We start from the raw sequence: 21,101 nt of genomic DNA on the forward strand, positions 1-21,101 counted from the left end.
GGATCAAGATGGGGGCGAAGTCACAATTCACCAAGAGCAACGCCGCAAGCAGTGGACAATCGCTCGCCCAAGGCTAAGGATGGAACCTAGCATGGCGCGCGCGATCCGAGGAAACGTGCGCCCATCGCGCGACCTGCCGAGGATATGGCCATGCCCACCGACAAACCGACCATCATCGCCCGGCGCGAGCTCGCCCGCTCACGCCTGTTCTGCATCGAGGAGCTCGATCTGCGCTTCTCCAACGGCGAGCGGCGCACCTTCGAGCGTCTGCGCAGTTCGGGGGGCTTCAGCGCGGTAATGATCGTGGCGATGCCCGACCCCGAGCACGTCCTGCTGGTACGAGAGTACGCCGCTGGGTTCGAGCGCCACCTGCTCGGATTGCCCAAGGGTTCCATCGACCCGGGCGAGGACATGATCTCCGCGGCCAATCGCGAGCTCAAGGAGGAGTGCGGCTTCGGCGCGCGTTCGATCGAACCGCTCACCGAACTGAGCATCGCGCCCAACTACATGGCCCATCGAATCACCGTGGTCCTCGCCACCGGCCTTTATCCCGAACGCCTCCCGGGCGACGAGCCCGAACCGCTCGAGGTGGTTCGCTTTCGCCTCGACCAGCTCGATCAACTGCTCAACCGCGACGACTTCCACGAAGCACGCAGCATCGCGGCGCTCTACATGGCGCGTGACTACCTCGACAACCTCTCAGGCTACGACATCACCGGATCGCACGCGGACGACACCCCGCTGCCGTGGTGATGTCAGCTACCGCCGCAAGCGCAGGCGCGGCCGTTCATCGCACAGGCTGATCTCCAGCTCGACGTCGAACACTTCGGCGATCCCGCCATTGGCGAATACTTCCCGCGGGCTGCCGCTGGCCACGCGCGCGCCATCGCGCAACAGCCAGAGCCGGTCGCAGTAGGTGGCGGCAAGGTTGAGATCGTGCAGCACGCAGACCACTCCCATCCCGCGTTCACGGGCCAGCCGCTGCAGAAGGCGCATCAAACGCTGCTGATGACCGATATCGAGGGCACTGTTCGGCTCGTCCAGCAGCAGCAGACGCGTAAGCGCCTTATCACCCTCCAGCGCATCCAGCTGGCACAGCGCTCGGGCGATCATCACTCGCTGGCGTTCGCCACCGGACAGGCCACCGATGCCTCGTGCCTCGAAAGCTTCGAGCTCGAGCGCATGGATCGCACGGGCAATGCCATCGCTGGTGCCGCCGCCCAGCCCCAGGAACTCGGATACCCGCCAGTCGAACGCCGGCGCCTCCGCCTGGGCAACCAGCGCACGCCGGCGCGCCAGGACCGCAGGGTCGTGGTCGGCGAGCGCCACCCCGTCGAAAAGGACTCGCCCCCGGGACGGAGCGCGATAGCCAGAGAGCAGCGAGATCAGCGTGCTCTTGCCCGCGCCATTAGGGCCGATCACACCAAGCAACTCGCCCGGCGCCAGGCGATCGGTGATCGCCGCAAGGCGCGGCGTGGTGTCGAGGCAGGCTTCTTCGAGGGTCAACATCGATGTTCGCTACTCCATCGCAGTACGGCGCCGACGCAGCAGCAGCCACAAAAAGTAAGGACCACCAAGCAGACTGGTCAAAAGCCCCACCGGCACCTCCGCGGGCGACATCATCGTCCGCGCCAGGGTGTCGGCGACCACCAACAGCAGCGCGCCGCCCACCATCGACGCCGGCAGCAGCAAGCGGTGGCCCGGCCCTAGCCATAGCCTGAGCACATGGGGCACGAGCAGGCCGATGAAGCCGATGATTCCCGCCAGGGCGACGCTCGCCCCCACCCCCAGGGAGACCGCGAGGATCACTCGGCGACGCAGCGACTGCGCATCGAGGCCGGCGGCGTGCGCGGTCAGCTCGCCGAGCTGCAGCAGGTCAAGACCACGCGCGCAGCGGGCGAGCCCTAGCAGCGCCAGCGGCAGCAGCACCATCGCGGCAAGGGTCGCAGGCCATAGCGCATGGGCAAGGCTCCCCATCCCCCAAAGACTCAGCTGGCGCAGCTGCTCGTCGCTGGCGATGAAGGCAAGAAGCCCTCCCCCGGCACCGGCGATCACATTGATCGCCAGTCCCGCGAGCAGTAGGGTCACCACCGCCTCACGGCCTTGATAGCGCCGACCGATCTGGAACACCAGCGCGCTGACCACTAACGCGCCGATGAAGCCGGCGAGGAACTGCGCATAGAGGCCGAGCGGCCCAGCCAATCCCCCACCGAGGACGATCAGCGCCGCGACCGCGAGCCCGGCACCGTTGGCCAGCCCCAGCAGGGTCGGATCGGCGAGCGGATTGCGAAACAGCCCCTGCATCGCAGCGCCACCGGCGGCCAGCATCGCCCCGATCAGCACGCCGAGCAGCAGCCGCGGCAGGCGCAGTTGCCACCACACCTGCCAGCCGAGCGCATCCGGCCAGTCGCCGAACAGCAGCCGGGGCGACAGGCCGATCACCCCGCTGCTGGCACCGATCATCAATGCCAGCGCGAGCAGACCGAGCAGCAGCATTACTTTCGCCTCGGGCTTGGCCTGCCCACCGCTCATCCGCCGGCCTCCTCGTCGGCCAGCGCTGCGTGGAGCGCCAGGATCGCCGCGGGCGTGCGCGGCCCGAAGCCGAGCAAGGCCTGCTCGTCGATCTCGATATAGCGCCGCTCGCGTCCCGCGGGGGTCATTCCGATACCCGGCATGCGCCACAGCGCCTCCTCGCCGCCCAGCGCTTCGAGACCGATGCGCGAGATCAGCACCACCTCGGGCGCGAGCGCCACCAGCGCTTCACCACCCACTCGCTTGTAGCCGGAAAACTCGGGCCGCCAGTCGAGCCCGGCGAGGCGCATCGCGGCATCCGCCGAGTTGCCTCGGCCCGCCACCATCGGCGCACCGCCGTGGCCGAGAATGAACAGCGCACGCGCGTCGAGCGGCGCTAGGCCCTCGACCCGCGCACGCTGCTCGTCGATACGTGCGATCAGCTCCTCACCCTGGGCTTTTGCATCGAGCGCGGTGGCGACCTGCCGGACCTTGCGCTCCAGCGCGTCGAAATCCTGCCCAGCGTCGATGCGCACCACCTCGACTCCGCTCGCCTCGAGCTGGGCGAGCGTCTCGCGCGGCTGCGCCGCGTCGCTGACCAGCAGCCGCCGGGCACCGAGCGAAAGCACGCTCTCCGCCGAGAGCCTGCGCAGATAACCGACCGACGGCAGCAGCGCGATCTCAGCGGGATAGACGCCGGTGTCGTCGCGGCCCACCAGCACCTCCGCGCGCCCCAGTTCGGCCACGATCTCGGCGACATCGCCACCGATGACCACGGTGTCTGCGGCCGCCCAAGCGAAGCGGACACCGCCCAGCAAACCGAACAGCAGCAGCACGGCGACGACCCTGCATTGCAGCCTTTTCATTTTAAATCCCCTCTGCTCATCGCGGACTCCGTGCAAGAAAAACACCAACTTCAAGAAAATTTCGCGCACACGACAGCCTTCGCCCGGGCATCGAGCCTGATCGATGGTGGTATGCCGGACAGGCGCCCTCCTAATGCTGGGTTTTGGACCCTATGCGGACGTAGCGCAGGAATGCGAACGACATTAGAATACCAATGACAATAAATATCATTAAAAAACGATCCTCGAACCTTTCGCCATATAACATTCAAGGGCACCCAACCAGCCATCATGAAGACCTCGTCACACTCGGCCACGCGTTGCCAACGCCGGCCGGCCAGCCTGCTCGTCTCTCCGCTGGCGATCGCCATATCGCTGGCCGCATCGGCGGCCCAGGCACAGACCGCCATCGCACCGCAAAACGAGCACCCGGTCTCGCTGCCGACTCTGGAGGTCAACGCCAAGCGCGCGCCCTCCGCGGTCGAGCGAACCACCCTGGAACAGAGTACCGTCGCCACGGTCGACGCAGAGAAGCTGGCCAGCACGTTGTCCTACTCGATCGCGGATGCCACCCGCTACGAACCCGGGGTGCTGGTGACCAACAAAGGACGCTTCGGCCTCGCCGGCTTCAACGTGCGTGGACTGGACGAGAACAGGGTATCGATCGGACTCGATGGACTCGAGATGGCGGAGAGCTACGGTCCTACTTCGACCTATCTGAAAAGCAGCCGGGTCAGCGTCGACGTCGAGTCCCTCGCTGGGATCAACGTGATCAAGGGCGGCGACGCCGTGGCGGGATCGGGGCTCAGCGGCGTGGTCGACATGCGGCTCAAGGCGCCGGAGGATTTCCTCGCCCCGAGCGGGAACGACAGCTACGCCAGCTTCAAAGCGGGATATCGCAGCGATCGAAAGGCGTTCTTCGAGAGCACCACCCTAGCGGCGCGTCGAGGCGAGTTCGAATCGCTGCTGGTACTGACCAACCGCCACGGCCAAGCCACCAGGAACCATGAAAGCAATGGCAGCGACGACCGCACCAGCGGTGCTTCGCGCACCACCCCGGACCCTGGCGACATCGACAACTACGACCTGCTGCTCAAGCTACAGCGGGTGATGGACAACGGCCGCATCGGCATGGTCGCGCAGAAGTATCGCGCCTCCTCGCAGCTGCACGCGTTCTCCTCGGAGACCTCGAGCTATCGCGACTACTTCACCGATGACTCGCTGACCCGCACTCGCCTCGGCATCTACCAGGACGCGCTGCTCGACACCACGATGTTCGACGACGTCCGCTGGCGCCTCGACTGGCAGCGCACCTCGACGATCGACGACAGTTCGTTCACCTACGCCTCCGGCCCCAGTGTCTACGAGCGCAAGGTCGACCGCGAATACACCCAGAACAGCTGGCAGCTCAAGGCCGACTTCGCCAAGGCGCTGGAGCTCGGCGTGCCGCAGCAGCTCGCCTATGGGGTGGTAATCAAGCGCGACGCCTACAACAACCGCAACAGCGACTTCAACCTCGATGCAGGGACCGTGGAGGCCACCCGTTTCTCGCCTCCCGGCACGGCGACCCGCATAGGGCTCTACCTGCAGGATCGGCTATCGTTCGCCGATGATCGAGGCTCGCTCACCCCGGCGCTGCGCTTCGACCGCTACTCCTACGACCTGGACAACGACGGCCTGACCTCGCAGTCCTACGATGACGCCGAGGATCGCGCGCTCACCGGCCAGATCGGCGGCACCTGGCGATTCACCCCCAACCTCCAGCTGTTCGGCAAGACCGGCTTCGGCTTCCGCGCGCCCTCCTACGACGAGCTCTACTACGATTATGCCGTCGCCGGACGCCCCTATCGGATCGTCGCCAACCCCGACCTGCAGCCCGAGTACAGCCGCTTCGTCGAGCTCGGCCTGCGCTTCGACGGTCGCCTGGGCAGCGCGGAAGTGACCAGTTTCTACACCCACTATCGCAACTTCATCGAAAGCAACGCCTCGGTCAGCATCGATCCTACCAACTATCCATTGGGTGAATACACCACCCAGAACCTCGATCGTGCTTTGATCCGCGGCTTCGAGGCCAAGGGCGTGCTCGACCTGGCGCAGGCCTTAGGCTGGGCCCAGGGCCTGTCGCTGCGCGGCGCATTGGCCTACATCGAGGGCAAGAACCTCGAGGATGGCGGCGCGATCCAATCGGTACCGCCGGTCCAGGGCGTGGTCAGCCTCGGCTACGACGCCCCGAGCCAGCGCTGGGGCAGCGAACTGGCGGCGACCTTCGTCAATCACGTCAGCCAGGCCGACGCCGGCGAAAGCCCCTACGCCCCAGGCGCCTACCAGCTCTACGACCTGACCGGCTACCTGCGCGTCGGCGAGCACCTGACCCTGCGCGGCGGCGTGTTCAACCTCGCCGACAAGCAGTATTGGGTGTGGGACGACGTTCGCGGTCTTGCCACCAGCGCCGGTATCGACCGCTATACCCAGCCGGGACGCAACTTCGGCGCCAGCGTCGAATACGTGTTCTAGGGCCTGAAACGCACACGCCCCCGCGATTGCGGGGGCGTGTGTCAGAAGGGCAAGCGATAACGCGGGATCAGCGACCCTCGAGCTTGGCCAGGTCCCGCACCGCGCCGCGGTCGGCAGAGGTGGCGAGCATCGCATAGGCCTTGAGCGCGGCGCTGACCCGACGGACACGCTCGATCGAGGGCTTCCACGCTTTGTCACCGCGCGCCTCCATCGCCTCCCGGCGACGAGCCAGCTCGGCGGGTTCGAGCAGCACGTCGATACGCCGGCTGGGGATGTCGATACGGATCAGATCACCCTGCTCGACCAGCCCGATCGCACCGCCCGCCGCGGCCTCGGGGGAGACGTGGCCAATCGAGAGCCCCGAGGTACCACCGGAGAAACGCCCGTCGGTGAGCAGAGCGCAGGCCTTGCCGAGCCCTTTGGACTTGAGATACGAGGTCGGGTAGAGCATCTCCTGCATACCCGGCCCTCCCTTCGGTCCCTCATAGCGGATCACCACCACTTCACCCGCCTTCACCTTGCCACTGAGCACGTGCTCGACCGCCTGGTCCTGGGACTCGACCACATGGGCCGGGCCCTCGAACACCAGGATCGAGTCGTCGACCCCTGCGGTCTTCACCACGCAGCCGCTCTCGGCGATGTTGCCGAACAGCACCGCGAGGCCGCCTTCGGGAGAGAAGGCGTGCTCGAGATCGCGGATGCAGCCCTGGGCACGGTCACCGTCGAGGCTCGGCCAGCGCGCACTCTGCGAGAACGCTTGCTGGGTACGCACGCCCCCGGGGCCGGCCTTGAAGAACTCGACCACCTCGGGCGAGGGGCTGCGCATGATGTCCCACTCGTCGAGCGCAGCGGCAAGGCTCGGGGCATGCACGGTCGGCAGGCTGGTATTGAGCACCCCGGCGCGATCGAGCTCACCGAGGATCCCCATGATCCCACCGGCGCGGTGGCAATCCTCGATGTGGTACTTCTGGGTGTTCGGTGCCAGCTTACAGAGCTGTGGCACTTCTCGGGAGAGCTTGTCGATGTCGGCCATGGTGAAGTCGACCTCGCCTTCCTGGGCCGCGGCGAGCAGGTGCAGGATGGTGTTGGTCGAACCGCCCATCGCGATGTCGAGGGTCATGGCGTTCTTGAACGCATCGCGCGAGCCGATCGAGCGCGGCAGCACCGAGGCGTCGTCCTGCTCGTAGTAGCGCCGCGCCAGCTCGACGATGGTGTGGCCGGCGCGCTCGAACAAGCGCTTGCGATCGGTATGGGTGGCGAGCACCGTGCCGTTGCCCGGCAGCGCCAGGCCGAGCGCCTCGGTGAGGCAGTTCATCGAGTTGGCGGTGAACATCCCCGAGCAGCTGCCGCAGGTCGGGCAGGCGCTGCGCTCGACCTCGGCCAGGGTCTCGTCGTCGACGCTGTCGTCGGCGGCCATCACCATCGCATCGACCAGGTCGAGGCCGTGGTTGAGCAGCTTGGTCTTGCCCGCCTCCATCGGCCCGCCGGAAACGAAGACCACCGGGATGTTGAGCCGCATCGCCGCCATCAGCATGCCGGGGGTGATCTTGTCGCAGTTGGAGATGCACACCAAGGCATCGGCACAGTGCGCATTGACCATGTACTCGACCGAATCGGCGATGATGTCGCGCGAGGGCAGCGAGTAGAGCATCCCGTCGTGGCCCATGGCGATGCCATCGTCGACCGCGATGGTATTGAACTCCTTGGCCACCCCGCCGGCACGCTCGATCTCGCGAGCGACCAGCTGTCCCATGTCTTTCAAGTGGACATGGCCGGGAACGAACTGGGTGAAGGAGTTGGCCACCGCGACGATCGGCTTTTCGAAATCGCCGTCCTGCATGCCGGTGGCGCGCCACAGGGCGCGCGCGCCGGCCATGTTGCGGCCCGCGGTGGTGGTACGGGAACGGTATGTGGGCATGGAGCCTCCTCGTCACGTAGCTATGGATCGAGCGGATGGGTCGCGACCCGCATCTGGTCGTCGCAGCACACCATTCGATCGAGCGCCGGCGGAACGGCCGTGTTCGCCTTCGTTCCGGTGAGAAAAGAAGCTCAGCCTCGCCAACGCCAAGCCTTCCTCGCGGCGCGAGGAGGGAGCAAAGACGCCGCCGCGACGCCGCTCTCGTGAAGCGGCGTCGCGGCGTGGGCGGGACTGGGAGCGCCCCGTGACGGTCGGCACGGGACGTCGAGCGATACGCCAAGCGGAAATTGACCCTCATCTTGCCACAGTGGGGGCATCTCGCGCCATGCGCGCAAACCGCTCGCTAGCGGTGAGTGGCGAGGAAGCGCTGCACCCGCTCGCTCTCGGGAGCAGTGAAGAAACGCTCGGGAGGCGCGCGCTCGATCAGCTTGCCCTTGTCGAGGAACACCACCTGGTCGGAGACCGCGCGGGCGAACTCCATCTCATGGGTGACCACCACCATGGTGTAGCCGTCCAAGGAGAGCGCGCGCATCACCGCCAGCACCTCGCCGACCAGTTCCGGGTCGAGCGCCGAGGTCGGCTCGTCGAACAGCAGCACCTCCGGCGCCATCGCCAAGGCGCGCGCGATCGCCACCCGCTGCTTCTGCCCGCCGGAAAGGGTGTAGGGGAAGGCATCGCGCTTATGCCCCATGCCGACCTTGTCGAGCAGCGCCAGCGCTTCCTCCACCGCACGGCTGCGCGGAATCCGCTTGACGTGCACCGGTGCCTCGATGACGTTCTGCAGCACGGTCAGGTGTGGCCATAGATTGAAACTCTGGAACACCATCCCGGTGCGCGCGCGCAGGCTGGCCAATGCGCGAACCGACATCTGCTTGCCATGGGCATCGACACCGATGTGCTCGCCGTTGATTTTGACCGTGCCGCGATCCGGCTGCTCGAGCCAATTGATGCAACGCAGCATGGTCGACTTGCCCGAGCCGGACGCCCCAAGCACGCTGACTACCTCGCCACGCGAGACGTCGAGATGGATATCGCGCAGCACTTCCACCCCGTTGAAACTCTTCGACACGCCCTCGAGGCTGACGACGGGAACCTCAGACATGATCGAATCCTCGCTTGCGGCCGAACCTGCCGGCCCATTTGACCAACAGTTCGATGACGATACTGACCATCCAGTAAAGCCCGATCACGGCGACGAACGCCTCCATCGGAATGAAATAGGTCGCCTGGATCGAATTGGCTGCCGCCGTCAGCTCGTTGACCGTGATGATGGTCAGGAATGCGGTGTCCTTGAGGCAATAGATCAGCTGGTTGCCAATCAGCGGCCGGACCCGGATCAAAAGCTGCGGCAGCAGGATACGACGGAACAGGGTGAAGCCATGGAAGCCACAGGCCCGCGCCGCCTCCACGCCACCCGCCGGCATCACCAACCGCGCACCGCGCAGCATCTCGGCAAAATAGGCGCCGTGGTAGATCACCAGTGCGATCAGGCCCGCGGTCCAGGCGTCGAGCCGCACCCCGAGGCTTGGCAAGCCGTAGTAAAGCAGGTAGGCGAAGATCAGAAACGGCAGCGTACGCATCAAGTCGATCGCCACCCGCAGCGCCCGGCGCAGCCATGGGCCGGCCTGCTCGAGCAGGTAGACCACCAGGCAGCCGAGCAGGAAGGCGAGCACGCTGCCAATCAGGAATATCTCGATCGTGGTAAACAAACCTGAGATCAGACTGTCTCGGGCTTCCCAGACGATTTGCCAATTTTCCATCGGATTTTCCTCAGACCGCTAGCCGGTGAGCACGCCGCTCGGCAAGCGCCTGCAGCTGGATCAGGGCGTAGATCACCACCATGTAGAGCACGGCGGCAGCGAGGATAGGCGGCAGCGGCTCGTAGGTGACCGCAGAGATCCGATTGGTCACGCGGGTCAGGTCGACGATACCGATCACCGCGATCGCCGGGCTCCCCTTAATCAGAAACGACATCTCGTTGACCAGCCCAGGGAGGCTCACGGTGATCATCTGCGGCAGCATGATCCGGCGAAAACAAAGCCACGGCGTCATCCCGCAGGCCATCGCCGCCTCGCGCTGCTCCTTGGAGAACGACAAAAAGGCGCTGCGCCAGATTTCAGCGTTGAATGCAGCGGTGTTGAGCGTCAGGGCGAGGATCGCGGCCAGGTTGCGATTCATCACGATGCCGAAGGTCGGCGCGACGAGGAAGATGAACAGCACCAGCGTGACCAGAGGTGTCGCCCGCGCGATGCTGACGTAGAGCACCAGCAGTTGATCGACGAATGGAATCCTCAGCATCCGTACCAGGGCGATACCAAGGCCCAGGACTACCCCAATGGCAATCGAGACGGCCGAGATCCATACCGTGGTCCACGCCCCTTCGAGCAACAGCAGCCAGGTTTGCGAATTCAAAGACGACTCCTCGAACCGCGCAAGGCGCGGCGAAGCGGCTGGATTTCAATCCGCGGCGGCCATCGCCGCCGCGACGACGGGACTACTCTTCGAGGCCGGCCAACTCGCGGAACTGATCCGCCGTGGTGATCGGCTCGGTGGGCAGGTCGTCGAACGATTCGCCAAACCACTTCTCTTGCAGCTCGGCCAGGCGGCCGCTCTCGCGCAGGTGATCGAGGAACTCGGTGAGGAAGGCAAGCAGTTCAGGGCTCGTCTTCGGCACCGGCCAGCCAACGAAGCCGCCGCCCGAAACCGCCTGGCCGCGCTCGAAGACGTCCGGCCGGGTACTCACCAGATTGTTGACCGGCACGATCGAATCGATCACGTAGTCGAGCCGCCCATTGGCGAGATCGGCATAGGCCTCGGGGTAGGACTGGTACTGCACCACTTCTCCGAGCTCGCCACCTGAAGCCTCGAGCATCGTTTCGAGCTCGGGAAGTCGGGCGAGCAGCGCACTGCCTGCCTGGACGCCGACGGTCCTGCCGCTGAGCTCGGCAACCGAGTTGATCCTGTCATCGCCCTTGCGCTTGACGTAGAAGTGCTGGGCCGAGGCGATCGGCGGGGCGAAATTGAGCGCACGGAGCCGATCGACGGTCAACGACGCACCGGTGATCGCCGCGTCGTACTGGCGATTGGCCACCGAGGCGAGCAGCCCGGTCCAGGGCAGGATATCCTGGCGAACATCGAACGACGCATACTGCCTCAGCTCGTCGATCACATCCTTGTTGAAGCCATCGGGCTGGCCATTGTTCATGAAGTTGAACGGTGCGTAGTCATCCTCGGTGGCCACGCTCATGTAGCCTCGCGACTCGATCTCATCGAGATCGGCGGCCTGGGCCAGCGGGGCCGCGAGCATTCCGAGAGTGGTCAGCATCAGCGCGGTGGCGGTGAACAAGCGGGAGAAAGGGGCAGGGGCATGCATACGTCAGCTCTCCAAGGCGTTTCGTTATCGTTGTAGTCGATCAGTCGTTAGGGCGAATCGCCTTGGCCCTACCCTAGTGAATCGCCTCGACGGAGCCATAGAGCCAGTTGGCGGGATTGCTTGTGTCAGATGGGCGTCTGACAAGGCACGGATCTTGCAAGCCAATGACGTGGGAACCGATGGAGCATGAGATGATAGAGCGCTACTTCCAGCTGGAATCAGACCAGCGCGGCAGCCTACAGGAGAAGATACGCAAGGCGCTGCTCGATGCCATCTGCACCGGCACGCTGCCGGTCAACGAAGCGCTGCCCTCGTGTCGCCGGCTGTCCCACCAGCTCGGGGTCTCACGCAACACCGTGGCGCTGGTCTATGAAAGCCTGGTCGAAGACGGCTATCTGATCAGCCGGCCGCGCAGCGGCTACTATCTCCACGAGTCCTACCATGCGCCTCCGTTCGCCGGCGAATCATCGACGCGGCTCGACGAGCCAGAGCATGCACCGAATTGGCACCGTCGTTTTTCTCATCGACCCAGCCATTTCGAAGGCGTGCTGCGTCCAAGCAACTGGATGGACTATCGCTACCCGTTCATCTACGGCCAGCGCGATGCCCAGCGCTTCCCGCTCGGTCAGTGGCGCGAAGCCAGCAGGCAGCTGCTCGAGGAGCGCCGCGACCGCCAGTGGCTCAACGATCGCTACGACCAGGATGACCCGGCGCTGATCGAGCAGCTGCGCACCCGGGTGCTGCCAAAGCGCGGCATCCTCGCCGATGCGGATGAAATCCTGATCACCCTCGGCTCGCAGAATGCGCTGTTCCTGGTCACCCAGCTGCTGTTCACCGGCGCGACCCGCGTCGCGATGGAGAATCCCGGCTACCGCGAAGCAGCCAGCGTCTTCGCCCGTCAGGGCGCGCAGCTGGTAGGCTGCCCGGTCGATGCCGAAGGGCTCACCCTCGAAGCTGCGACCCACGACTGCGACTATCTCTACGTCACCCCCAGCCACCAAGTGCCGAGCGGCGTACCGATGAGCCGCGCTCGGCGCAGGGCACTGCTGGACCAAGCGGTGCAGCGCGACCAGATCGTGATCGAAGACGACTACGACGCCGAGACCAACGTCGAGCGCGATGCATTGCCGGCGCTGAAGAGCGATCAACGCGGCCATCGGGTGATCTACCTGAGCAGCTTTTCTAAGTCGCTCTCCGCCGGCCTGCGCCTGGGCTACCTGGTCGCCGACGCGGAGCTGATCTTCGAACTGCGCGCGCTGCGCCGGCTGATGTACCGCCACCCGCCATCGAGCCTGCAGCGCCAGCTCGCCCAGTTCCTCGCCCAGGGCCACTACGATCGCGCCCTGCGCCTGCAGCAGCAGAGCTCGCGCCAGCGCTGGGAGCTGCTCGATGGGGCGCTGCGCCGCCACCTGCCGGACTGCCGGCGGATCAGCGGCGACCACGCCAGCGCCTTCTGGATCGCCACGCCCGAAGCCTGCGATACCCAGCGTCTGGCGTGGCGCGCATCGCAGAGCGGCATACTGATCGAACCGGGCTTCCAGCACTTCTTCGACCAGGTCCCGCCGCGCAACTTCATGCGCCTGGGCTTCGACGCGATCGACGTCGAACGAATCGAGCCCGGGATCGAGCTGCTGTCGCGGATTTTCAGCGGAGAGTGAACCACCCGCCCGCACCCGAGATCACGCCAGCTCGGAGAGCGCCTCGTCGATGATGGCAAGCCCTTGTTCGACCTCGGCCGGGGTGACGATGCAGGGCGGCACCACATGGATGCGGTTCTCGACCACGAATGGCAGCAGGCCACGGGTCACCATCGCGCGCTTGAGCCTGCCCATCTGCTCCGCTCCGAGCGGAGTACGCCGCTGGCGGTCGGAGACCAGCTCGATGGCATGGAATACACCGAGCCCGCGAACTTCGCCGATCACTTCGTGACGTTCGGCCAATGCCGCGATCCCCGGGCCCAGCAGCCGGCTTCCGATCGAGGCCGCGTTCTCGACCACGCCCTCCTCGTCCATCGCATCCAGGGTGGCGACGATCGCGGCCATTGCCAGCGGATGGCCAGAGTAGGTCAGCCCGCCGTAGAAGAAGTGCTCGTCGAAGTAGTCGCTGAGCGGCTGCGCCACCATCACGCCGCCGGCGGGCACATAGCCTGAGTTGACCCCCTTGGCGAAGGTGATCAGATCAGGGACCACGTCGAAATGCTCAAGGGCCAGCCATTTGCCCGTACGCCCGAACCCGGCCATCACTTCATCCAGGATCAGCACGATGCCGAATTCATCGGCAAGCTTGCGCACGCCCTGCAGGTACCCGCGCGGCGGGACCAGGACGCCCGCGGTGCCGGGGATGCTCTCGAGCAGGATCGCGGCGATCGAGCCCGGCCCCTCGCATTCGATCACCCGGCGCAGATGCTGCAGCGCACGGGCACACTCCTCCTCCTCGTCGCGTGACCAGAACTCGGTGCGATAGAGGAAGGGATTGAAGAAGTGCACGTGGCCGCGGGCGAACTCGTTGGGCACACGGCGGAAGTCGCCGGTGGCGGCGATCGCCGAACCGGTGCTGCCATGGTAGGAGCGGTAGGCGGACAGCACTTTGTCGCGCTGGGTGAAGGCGCGCGCCATGCGGATCGCATTCTCGTTGGCATCCGCGCCGGCGTTGGTGAAGAACACCTTGGCGAAGCCCTTCGGTGCGCGTGCCAGGATACGTGCGGCCGCCTCGCCGCGCGCCAGATTGGCATGCGCTGGCGCGATGGTGGTGAGCGTTTCGGCCTGGGCCTTGATCGCCGCGATCACCTTGGGATGCTGATGGCCGATGTTGGTATTGACCAGCTGACTCGAGAAATCGAGGTACTCGCGACCGTCGAAGTCCCAGAGCTTGCAGCCGGCACCGCTCTTGATCACCAGCGGATCCAGGCTGCCCTGGGTCGACCACGAGTGGAACACACCCTGGCGGTCGAGGCGCTTGACGTCGTCGTTGGTGACTGCCGCTACGGGGTCGATCGAGATATCCATGTGCGCTCCATCGTTGATCGTGACGAATGCAACGCGCCTCGGACCGCGCGCGCTTCTGCGGATACTCTAAGGAACTCTGGACGACGGCGCACAGGGACAGAGCGAGTCCAGTGAAGGGACAGCCCGGGCGGATGTCACGCGACCCGCCACCATCTGTACCTTTCATCGTTCGCCGCGGGAATCTAAAGTCCAGAGAGCGCTTGTAAGGCTGCACCCATTCGGCCGCCGAGAACCAGGCTTGGCCACCCGCTTCCACCCCCAGGATTTTTGATCAGGAGTTCGACCCATGAGTCAGATCGCTTTCATCACCGGCGCCACCTCGGGCTTTGGCCGTGCGGCCGCCCGCCGCTTCGCAGAGGGCGGCTGGTCGCTGGTCCTCAGCGGCCGGCGCAAAGAGCGCCTGGACGAACTCAAGGCCGAGCTCGAGTCCAAGGTGCCGGTCTACGTCGCCGAACTCGACGTACGCGACGCGAAGGCGGTACAGGACATGGTGGCCGCCCTGCCGGAGCAGTTCCGCGCGGTCAAGGCCCTGGTCAACAACGCAGGCCTCGCCCTCTCCCCCGGCCCGGCGCAGGGGGTGGCGCTAGAAGACTGGCAGACGATGATCGACACCAACGTCACCGGGCTGGTCAACGTCACTCACACGCTGCTGCCGACTTTGCTCGAGACCGGCGCTGGCGCAAGCATCATCAACATTGGCTCGGTGGCGGGCCAATGGCCCTACCCGGGCGGTCACGTCTATGGCGCGACCAAGGCATTCGTCAAACAGTTCGGCTACAACCTGCGCTGCGACCTGATCAGCACCGGCGTGCGGGTCACCGACATCGCACCCGGCATGGCGGAGACGGAATTCACCCTGGTGCGCACGAAAGGCGATCAGAGCGCCTCCGACAAGCTCTACCGCGGCACCACCCCGCTCACCGCGGAAGACATCGCCGAGCAGATCTTCTACGTCGCGACCCTGCCGGACCACATCAACATCAATCGGCTCGAAGTGATGCCGTCGCGCCAAGCCTGGTCTTCGTTCGCGGTCGATCGCGACTGACTTCGCTGATGACGTAAGTCGCTGACCATTGGTCTAGTCTGGGGAATGTCCGCTTCCATACAGGAGACTGCCATGCCCCTTCGCATCGAAGACTACGCGATGATCGGCGACTGCCGCAGCGGTGCGCTGGTTGGCACCGACGGCTCGATCGACTGGCTGTGCCTGCCGCGCTTCGACTCCGACGCTTTCTTCTGCGCGCTGCTCGGCGGCCCCGAGCACGGCCGTTGGGCGCTGACGCCGGATACCGAGTACCGCAGCCAGCGCCACTACCGTGACTCAGGCCTGGTGCTCGAGACCCACTTCAGCACCGCTGACGCCGAGCTTCGCATCATCGACTTCATGCCGATGCGTGATGACCAGGTCAGCTGCGTGGTTCGCCTGGTCGAGGGGATATCGGGACGGATGCGGCTTCGCCACGAACTCTGCGCACGTTTCGACTATGGCCTCACCATACCTTGGATACGCGCTCGCGATGACGAGCGCACGGCGCTGATCGCCGGTCCCCACCAGCTGGTACTGCGCGCGCCATCGCATACCCTCGCCGAACATCTCGACGGCGCCCAGCGCTTCGACGTCTGCGCCGGCGAGCGGCTGGTCTTCGTGCTCCAGCACTGTCCCGCCCACGCGTCGGCCCCGGACGACTTCGATGCCTATGCCGCTCTCGATCACACCGAAGCCTTCTGGCACGACTGGTCCTCCCACTGCCGGCCGGCGGGAGAGTGGAGCGACCACGTGCTGCGCTCGGCGATCACGCTCAAGGGCCTGAGCTTCACCCCCACCGGCGGCATCGCCGCCGCCCTGACCACCTCGCTGCCGGAAACCCTGGGCGGTCATCGCAACTGGGACTACCGCTACTGCTGGATCCGCGATGCCTCCTTCACCCTGTCGGCCCTGCGCCAGGCCGGCTATGTAGAGGAGGCGGTGGCGTGGCGTAGTTGGGTGCGCCGCGCAGTGGCCGGTGCGCCCCACCAGCTCCAGGTGATGTACGGACTCGCCGGCGAGCGCCGGCTCGACGAGTGGATCGCCGATTGGCTGCCTGGCTACGAGGGCGCGCGCCCGGTAAGGATCGGCAACGCCGCCGCCCAGCAGTTCCAGCTCGACATCTGGGGCGAACTCGTCGGCGCGTTCGACACCGATGACCCCAAGGGCCTCGAGATGATCCCGCAGACCCAGCACGAGATCGTCGCCTTCATGGACCACCTCGAGACGCTATGGCGCGCGCCGGATGACGGCATCTGGGAGATTCGTGCAGAGCGCCGTCACTTCGTCCACTCCAAGGTGATGGCGTGGCTGGCCTTCGACCGCATCAGCCGGGCACCGCTGCCGCGCTCGCTGCTCGGCCACCAGCGCCGCTGGCAGCGCATCGCCGACCAGATCCATGCCGATGTCTGCGCCAATGGCCTCGATGCCGAGGGCCGTCACTTCGTCCAGAGCTACGGCCACGAAGAGATGGACGCCGCACTGCTGCTGCTACCGCTTTCGGGCTTCCTGCCAGCGGACGATCCACGCATGGTCGCCACCGTCCACAAGGTCGCCGAGCGGCTGATGGAAGACGGCCTGCTTCAGCGTTACGACACCGGAGAGGGCGTCGATGGGCTTTCGGGCGAAGAAGGCACCTTTCTCGCCTGCTCGTTCTGGCTGGTCGAGTGCTATGCGCTGATCGGTGAGCTCGAGCCGGCACGCGACCTGATGCGCCGCCTGGTCGGGCTGCTCAACGACGTTGGCCTGCTCGCCGAGGAGTACGACACCCGCCACCGGCGCCAGGTCGGCAACTTCCCCCAGGCCTACTCCCACGTCGCACTGATCAACGCGGCTTTCCGCCTGCACAGCGCAGAGACCCCGGGCTGAAACGCAAGCGGCCCGCTGGTGACAGCGGGCCGCTTGCTAGACGCCCTGGAATCAGACGAAGACTACCTTGGCCACGTCTCGATAGCGCTCAGCGAAGTGCACCGTCATCCCCTTCTTGAGGTAGTCGGGCAGCTCGTCGTAGTCGCGCTGGTTGGCCTTCGGCAGCACCAGTTCGAAGATCTCGCTGCGCCGGGCGGCGATCACCTTCTCGCGGATCCCCCCCACCGGCAGCACCTGCCCGGTAAGCGTCAGCTCGCCGGTCATCGCCAGGCCCGACTTGATCTCCCGGTGCTTGGCCAGCGAGAGCAGCGCGGTAGCCATGGTCACCCCCGCCGAGGGGCCATCCTTCGGTGTCGCGCCTTCGGGGACGTGAAGATGGATGAACGACTGGTCGAAGGCATCGTGGCTGACGCCGAAGTCCTTGAGGTTGGCAATCACGTAGCTATAAGCGATGTTGGCCGACTCCTGCATCACCTCACCAAGCTTGCCGGTCAGCTTGAGCCCGCGGGTCAAGGCATGGACCTGGGTTGCCTCGATGGGCAGCGTGGCACCGCCCATCGAGGTCCAGGCCAGGCCCGTGACCACGCCGGTCCCCTTGAGCACCCGCTCGCGACGAAACAGCGGCGCGCCGAGGAACTGCTCCAGGTTGTTGACCGAGACCTTGACGTTCTCTTCGCCCTCGAGCAGCTTGACCGCCGACTTGCGCACGATGCGGTGCAGCTGCTTTTCGAGCTGGCGCACCCCTGACTCTCGGGCATAGCCCTCGATCACCTGACGCAGTGCCGCGTCGGTGAGCGTGATCCGCTTCTTCGGAATGCGGTCGCGATTGAGCAGCTTGGGCCAGAGGTGGTGCTTGGCGATCGCCATCTTCTCCTCGGCGATGTAACCGGAGAGCCGGATCGATTCCATCCGGTCATACAGCGGACCTGGGATGGTGTCGAGCTGGTTGGCAGTGCACACGAACAGCACCTTGGAAAGGTCCAGGCGCACATCGAGATAGTGGTCGAGGAAATCGACGTTCTGCTCGGGGTCGAGCACCTCGAGCAGCGCCGAGGCGGGATCGCCCTGGAACGACTGGCCCAGCTTGTCGATCTCGTCGAGCATGATCACCGGATTCTCGACCTCGACCTCCTTGAGCGCCTGGACCAGCTTGCCCGGCATGGCGCCGACGTAGGTGCGCCGATGACCCTTGATTTCCGCCTCGTCGCGCATCCCGCCGACCGAGAACCGATAGAACCGGCGCCCCAGAGCCTCGGCGATCGAGCGGCCGATCGACGTCTTGCCGACCCCTGGCGGGCCGACCAGCAGCAGGATCGAGCCACCGACGCTGCCCTTGAAAGAGCCCTCGGCGAGGAACTCGATGATCCGCTCCTTGACGTCATCGAGCCCATCGTGATCGCGATCGAGCACCCCACGCGCGTGGGTGAGATCGAGCTGGTCGGTGGAGGTGATGCCCCACGGCAGCGCAGTCAGCCAGTCGAGATAGTTACGGGTGGTACCGTACTCGGGCGAGCCGGTTTCGAGCACCGACAGCTTGTCGAGCTCTTCGTCGATCCGAGTCTGCACGCGCGCGGGCGGCAGCTTGCCTTCGAGCCTCTCGCGGAAGGTCTCGACGTCATTCTGGCGATCATCCTTGGAGATCCCCAGTTCCTTCTGGATCACCTTGAGCTGCTCGCGGAGGAAGAACTCCCGTTGGCGCTCGTGCATCTGCGCATTGACCTGCTCGGAGATCTCGCTCTGCAGCTGGGCAACTTCGATCTCCTTGCGCAGCAGCGGCAGCACCGCCTGCATCCGCTGGAGCACCGGCAATGTCTCGAGCACCTTCTGAAGCTCCGGCCCCTTCGCCGAAGTGATCGCCGCGGCGAAGTCGGTCAGCGGGCCGGGGTCGTTGGGATTGAAGCGGTTGAGATAGTTCTTGAGCTCCTCGCCATAGAGCGGATTGATCGGCAACAGCTCCTTGATCCCGTTGATCACCGACATCGCGTAGGCGCGGGTCTCGTCCGCGTCGCGATCGACAGGCTCCTTCGGATAGCTGACCTCGACCAGAAACGGTGGCTTGCGCGACAGCCAGCGAACGATGCGGAAGCGGCGCACACCCTGAGCGATGAACTGCAGCTGTTCGTCCTGGGACTCCGCGCGATGCACCTTCACCGCGGTGCCGATCAGCGGGAAGTCGCTGTCCTCGGGCACGTCGCGGGCGATGTCACCGACGAAGGCGAGCCCGACGCAGTGATGGCTGGTGTTGGATACCCGCTGCATGGTTTCTTCCCAGCGCTGGCGATTGATCAACAGCGGCTGCACCTGAGCGGGAAAGAACGGTCGATTGTTGATCGGCAGCAGATAGATGCGCTCAGGCAGCACGTCACCCGCGGGTACGATCGCCTGCCCTGCCTGCGCATAGGCGCTACCCTGCCCTGGCTGGGCGACGCTCGCCTCGTCATCGAGGAAAAGTTCGAGGACGCCTTCAGGGGTTTCGGTCTGAGGGGAGACTTCGATTTCATCACTCAAACGCAGTTCGTTGCGTTCGCTCATGGCGTCTTCCTTGTCCAGACGGCCTTGCCGTCACATCGCCGGCCGCACTGACGGGGTCGGCGAACAGGATTGATGGGGATGCCTGTGCAATGTGGGCGAAGCTCGCCCATATCAAGGTTGGGGCTGTCAGCACGAGCCGACGCTCATCGGGAATGATGCGTCGGCTCGTGCTGACGGGAACTCAGAAGAGCTTGAACCAGGGCTGTTCGTTGATCGACAAGGTGCCGTTGTCGAGCGTGATGTTGAGCGAACTCTGGTCGGGGGCGACACCGGCGATCAGCGATACCAGTGGGGGGGCGTTATCGAGATCGAAATCACCGTAGAGCCTCGACAGCAGCGGCCGCCAGCCGTCTTCGGCGCGCAGCGCATCGGGCTCGAGCCCTGCGATGTCGCGACCATCGAAATTCAGCGCGCCCTCGACATGGATCGGCTTCTCGAGCATCGAGGTTTCAAGCTCGAGCTCATCCACGGTCAGCTGCGGAGAACCGGCCAGCACGGTCAGCAGGTCGCTCCAATGCGGCTCGACCAGCGCGGTCCAGTCGGTGAACGGTTCAGCCGCCGAGCGGCGCGAAGAGAGCCCCTGTTCGAGCCCCTTCAGAAGCCGCTGCGAGGCGGCGCCATCGAGATTATCGAGCGTCGCCGAAAGCCGCGCACTGCCCAGGCGCTGCTGGTAGACACTGGCGTCCCCCACCGAGAGCGCCAGGGTGTAGCGCAGGTTATCGGCAGCGAAGGAGGTCTGGCCGTGATAGTTGATGCGCTCCAGGGTCACCGGCAGCGAGCGGGCACCCTGGATCTGTGCGCGATCGAGGGTCAGCTCATCGCCCTGGTGGAAGTTGTCCTCCTCACCCGCATAGCGACTCACGAACCGCAGCGGACCGAATTGCAGCTGGGCGTCCGAGGTAATGAAGCTAGCCGACTGCCACTCACCGCTGAGATCGAAGTCGCCCTCGACCCCATCCAGCCGGAGCACACCGGCATGCAGCGTCATCGCCGGCAGGCGGTCGTCGCCTGCACGATCGATCTGCGGCAGGCGCAGCTCCGACTTGAGACGCTCGCTCAGGTGGCTGACACTGGCGGTGAACTCGGCCGATCGACCGGGCGAGAGCAGGTCGGCGAACAGCGCCTCTCGCGCATCGCCTGCGACGTGCTCGAGGTCGAGCTGTCCATCGAGACGGGTGGAGAAGATACCGTGACGGGCGGTGAACGGAACCACCAGCTCGCTGCGCTCGCCACCGATGTCGAAACGATCGAGATGCGCGACCAGCCGCATGCTGGTGGAGAAGAATCCTGACGAGACCTGCTGCTTGGAAACCGCGACTCCGCTCTCCACGCTGATCTTCACCAGCGTTTCGTCGAGACGTTCCATGAAGAGGTGGCGGCTATAGGCGATACCGGCCAGATAGCCGATCACCACGACCACCAGCAGCACCGCGCCGGCACCGATCAACCCCTTTTTCATCGCCCCTCTTCTCATCTGTCGCACCCTCTCCATGTCACTCGCCCGGGCGCC

General features: G+C 65.4%; 16 protein-coding genes. 5 read left to right on the forward strand and 11 right to left on the reverse strand.

The window, feature by feature from the left end; all coding sequences use genetic code 11:
- The first annotated feature begins 144 nt into the window (after positions 1 to 144).
- On the forward strand, positions 145 to 753 hold the full coding sequence (nudE, locus tag A5892_RS16730; RefSeq protein ID WP_150123585.1) for an ADP compounds hydrolase NudE: 609 nt from the start codon (positions 145 to 147) through the stop codon (positions 751 to 753).
- Between the two features lie 6 nt (positions 754 to 759).
- Here nudE and A5892_RS16735 read toward each other — a convergent pair whose 3' ends face one another.
- From A5892_RS16735 to A5892_RS16745, 3 genes are read right to left on the reverse strand one after another with little or no spacing between them, the layout of a single operon-like run.
- On the reverse strand, positions 760 to 1,509 hold the full coding sequence (locus tag A5892_RS16735; protein ID WP_064123758.1) for an ATP-binding cassette domain-containing protein: 750 nt from the start codon (positions 1,507 to 1,509) through the stop codon (positions 760 to 762).
- 9 nt (positions 1,510 to 1,518) lie between these two features.
- Positions 1,519 to 2,532: a FecCD family ABC transporter permease gene (locus A5892_RS16740; protein ID WP_064123759.1), complete on the reverse strand. Its 1,014-nt coding sequence runs from the start codon at positions 2,530 to 2,532 to the stop codon at positions 1,519 to 1,521.
- Positions 2,529 to 3,377, reverse strand: coding sequence for a heme/hemin ABC transporter substrate-binding protein (locus A5892_RS16745; protein WP_064123760.1), 849 nt, complete (start codon positions 3,375 to 3,377; stop codon positions 2,529 to 2,531). The genes A5892_RS16740 and A5892_RS16745 overlap by 4 nt, the downstream gene beginning before the upstream one ends.
- A 270-nt stretch (positions 3,378 to 3,647) precedes the next feature.
- On the opposite strand from A5892_RS16745, the gene A5892_RS16750 reads away from it, so the two are divergent.
- The gene (locus A5892_RS16750; RefSeq protein ID WP_064123761.1) at positions 3,648 to 5,870 is read left to right on the forward strand and encodes a TonB-dependent hemoglobin/transferrin/lactoferrin family receptor; all 2,223 of its coding nucleotides are present in this window, start codon (positions 3,648 to 3,650) and stop codon (positions 5,868 to 5,870) included.
- A 67-nt stretch (positions 5,871 to 5,937) separates the two neighbouring features.
- Here A5892_RS16750 and ilvD read toward each other — a convergent pair whose 3' ends face one another.
- The 5 genes from ilvD to A5892_RS16775 form a co-directional block, all read right to left on the reverse strand.
- On the reverse strand, positions 5,938 to 7,788 hold the full coding sequence (gene ilvD, locus A5892_RS16755) for a dihydroxy-acid dehydratase (RefSeq protein ID WP_064123762.1): 1,851 nt from the start codon (positions 7,786 to 7,788) through the stop codon (positions 5,938 to 5,940).
- 343 nt (positions 7,789 to 8,131) lie between these two features.
- Positions 8,132 to 8,890: an amino acid ABC transporter ATP-binding protein gene (locus A5892_RS16760; RefSeq protein WP_064123763.1), complete on the reverse strand. Its 759-nt coding sequence runs from the start codon at positions 8,888 to 8,890 to the stop codon at positions 8,132 to 8,134.
- Positions 8,883 to 9,548: an amino acid ABC transporter permease gene (locus A5892_RS16765; RefSeq protein ID WP_064123764.1), complete on the reverse strand. Its 666-nt coding sequence runs from the start codon at positions 9,546 to 9,548 to the stop codon at positions 8,883 to 8,885. Before A5892_RS16765 ends, A5892_RS16760 begins: the two co-directional genes overlap by 8 nt.
- A gap of 10 nt (positions 9,549 to 9,558) precedes the next feature.
- Positions 9,559 to 10,200 carry an amino acid ABC transporter permease gene (locus A5892_RS16770; protein WP_064123765.1) on the reverse strand — a complete coding sequence of 214 codons (642 nt, stop codon included), beginning with the start codon at positions 10,198 to 10,200 and terminating at the stop codon, positions 9,559 to 9,561.
- Between the two features lie 82 nt (positions 10,201 to 10,282).
- The gene (locus A5892_RS16775) at positions 10,283 to 11,161 is read right to left on the reverse strand and encodes a transporter substrate-binding domain-containing protein (protein ID WP_223302716.1); all 879 of its coding nucleotides are present in this window, start codon (positions 11,159 to 11,161) and stop codon (positions 10,283 to 10,285) included.
- A gap of 191 nt (positions 11,162 to 11,352) precedes the next feature.
- Here A5892_RS16775 and pdxR point away from each other — a divergent pair, with 191 nt between their 5' ends.
- Positions 11,353 to 12,819, forward strand: a complete 1,467-nt coding sequence (gene pdxR / locus A5892_RS16780) for a MocR-like pyridoxine biosynthesis transcription factor PdxR (RefSeq protein WP_064123766.1) — start codon at positions 11,353 to 11,355, stop codon at positions 12,817 to 12,819.
- 21 nt (positions 12,820 to 12,840) lie between these two features.
- On the opposite strand, the gene A5892_RS16785 is transcribed toward pdxR, so the two are convergent.
- On the reverse strand, positions 12,841 to 14,166 hold the full coding sequence (locus A5892_RS16785; RefSeq protein ID WP_064123767.1) for an aspartate aminotransferase family protein: 1,326 nt from the start codon (positions 14,164 to 14,166) through the stop codon (positions 12,841 to 12,843).
- A gap of 286 nt (positions 14,167 to 14,452) precedes the next feature.
- Between A5892_RS16785 and A5892_RS16790 the strand changes: the two genes are divergently transcribed.
- Both A5892_RS16790 and A5892_RS16795 read left to right on the forward strand, forming a co-directional pair.
- Entirely contained in the window at positions 14,453 to 15,211 is a 759-nt protein-coding gene (locus A5892_RS16790) for an SDR family NAD(P)-dependent oxidoreductase (RefSeq protein WP_064123768.1), read from the forward strand.
- A 72-nt stretch (positions 15,212 to 15,283) separates the two neighbouring features.
- The gene (locus tag A5892_RS16795; RefSeq protein WP_064123769.1) at positions 15,284 to 17,059 is read left to right on the forward strand and encodes a glycoside hydrolase family 15 protein; all 1,776 of its coding nucleotides are present in this window, start codon (positions 15,284 to 15,286) and stop codon (positions 17,057 to 17,059) included.
- A gap of 51 nt (positions 17,060 to 17,110) precedes the next feature.
- Here the strand turns inward: A5892_RS16795 and lon are convergent, their stop codons facing one another.
- Together lon and A5892_RS16805 are read right to left on the reverse strand one after the other, a co-directional pair.
- Positions 17,111 to 19,591 (reverse strand): endopeptidase La, encoded by a 2,481-nt coding sequence (gene lon / locus A5892_RS16800; RefSeq protein WP_082890524.1) that lies wholly within the window; start codon positions 19,589 to 19,591, stop codon positions 17,111 to 17,113.
- A gap of 181 nt (positions 19,592 to 19,772) precedes the next feature.
- Positions 19,773 to 21,050 carry a DUF945 family protein gene (locus A5892_RS16805; protein ID WP_064123770.1) on the reverse strand — a complete coding sequence of 426 codons (1,278 nt, stop codon included), beginning with the start codon at positions 21,048 to 21,050 and terminating at the stop codon, positions 19,773 to 19,775.
- Positions 21,051 to 21,101 lie beyond the last annotated feature (51 nt).

It is taken from the genome of Halotalea alkalilenta, assembly GCF_001648175.1.
GTDB classification, from domain to species: domain Bacteria; phylum Pseudomonadota; class Gammaproteobacteria; order Pseudomonadales; family Halomonadaceae; genus Halotalea; species Halotalea alkalilenta_A.

Bases quoted from the DNA above. Each gene is read 5' to 3' on its own strand.
- A5892_RS16795 (WP_064123769.1), top strand. From the start codon at position 15,284: ATGCCCCTTCGCATCGAAGACTACGCGATGATCGGCGACTGCCGCAGC.
- lon (WP_082890524.1), bottom strand. From the start codon at position 19,591: ATGAGCGAACGCAACGAACTGCGTTTGAGTGATGAAATCGAAGTCTCC.
- A5892_RS16775 (WP_223302716.1), bottom strand. From the start codon at position 11,161: ATGCATGCCCCTGCCCCTTTCTCCCGCTTGTTCACCGCCACCGCGCTG.
- A5892_RS16805 (WP_064123770.1), bottom strand. From the start codon at position 21,050: ATGAAAAAGGGGTTGATCGGTGCCGGCGCGGTGCTGCTGGTGGTCGTG.
- A5892_RS16765 (WP_064123764.1), bottom strand. From the start codon at position 9,548: ATGGAAAATTGGCAAATCGTCTGGGAAGCCCGAGACAGTCTGATCTCA.
- A5892_RS16790 (WP_064123768.1), top strand. From the start codon at position 14,453: ATGAGTCAGATCGCTTTCATCACCGGCGCCACCTCGGGCTTTGGCCGT.
- A5892_RS16735 (WP_064123758.1), bottom strand. From the start codon at position 1,509: ATGTTGACCCTCGAAGAAGCCTGCCTCGACACCACGCCGCGCCTTGCG.
- A5892_RS16750 (WP_064123761.1), top strand. From the start codon at position 3,648: ATGAAGACCTCGTCACACTCGGCCACGCGTTGCCAACGCCGGCCGGCC.
- ilvD (WP_064123762.1), bottom strand. From the start codon at position 7,788: ATGCCCACATACCGTTCCCGTACCACCACCGCGGGCCGCAACATGGCC.
- A5892_RS16740 (WP_064123759.1), bottom strand. From the start codon at position 2,532: ATGAGCGGTGGGCAGGCCAAGCCCGAGGCGAAAGTAATGCTGCTGCTC.
- A5892_RS16760 (WP_064123763.1), bottom strand. From the start codon at position 8,890: ATGTCTGAGGTTCCCGTCGTCAGCCTCGAGGGCGTGTCGAAGAGTTTC.
- A5892_RS16745 (WP_064123760.1), bottom strand. From the start codon at position 3,377: ATGAAAAGGCTGCAATGCAGGGTCGTCGCCGTGCTGCTGCTGTTCGGT.
- A5892_RS16785 (WP_064123767.1), bottom strand. From the start codon at position 14,166: ATGGATATCTCGATCGACCCCGTAGCGGCAGTCACCAACGACGACGTC.
- nudE (WP_150123585.1), top strand. From the start codon at position 145: ATGGCCATGCCCACCGACAAACCGACCATCATCGCCCGGCGCGAGCTC.
- pdxR (WP_064123766.1), top strand. From the start codon at position 11,353: ATGATAGAGCGCTACTTCCAGCTGGAATCAGACCAGCGCGGCAGCCTA.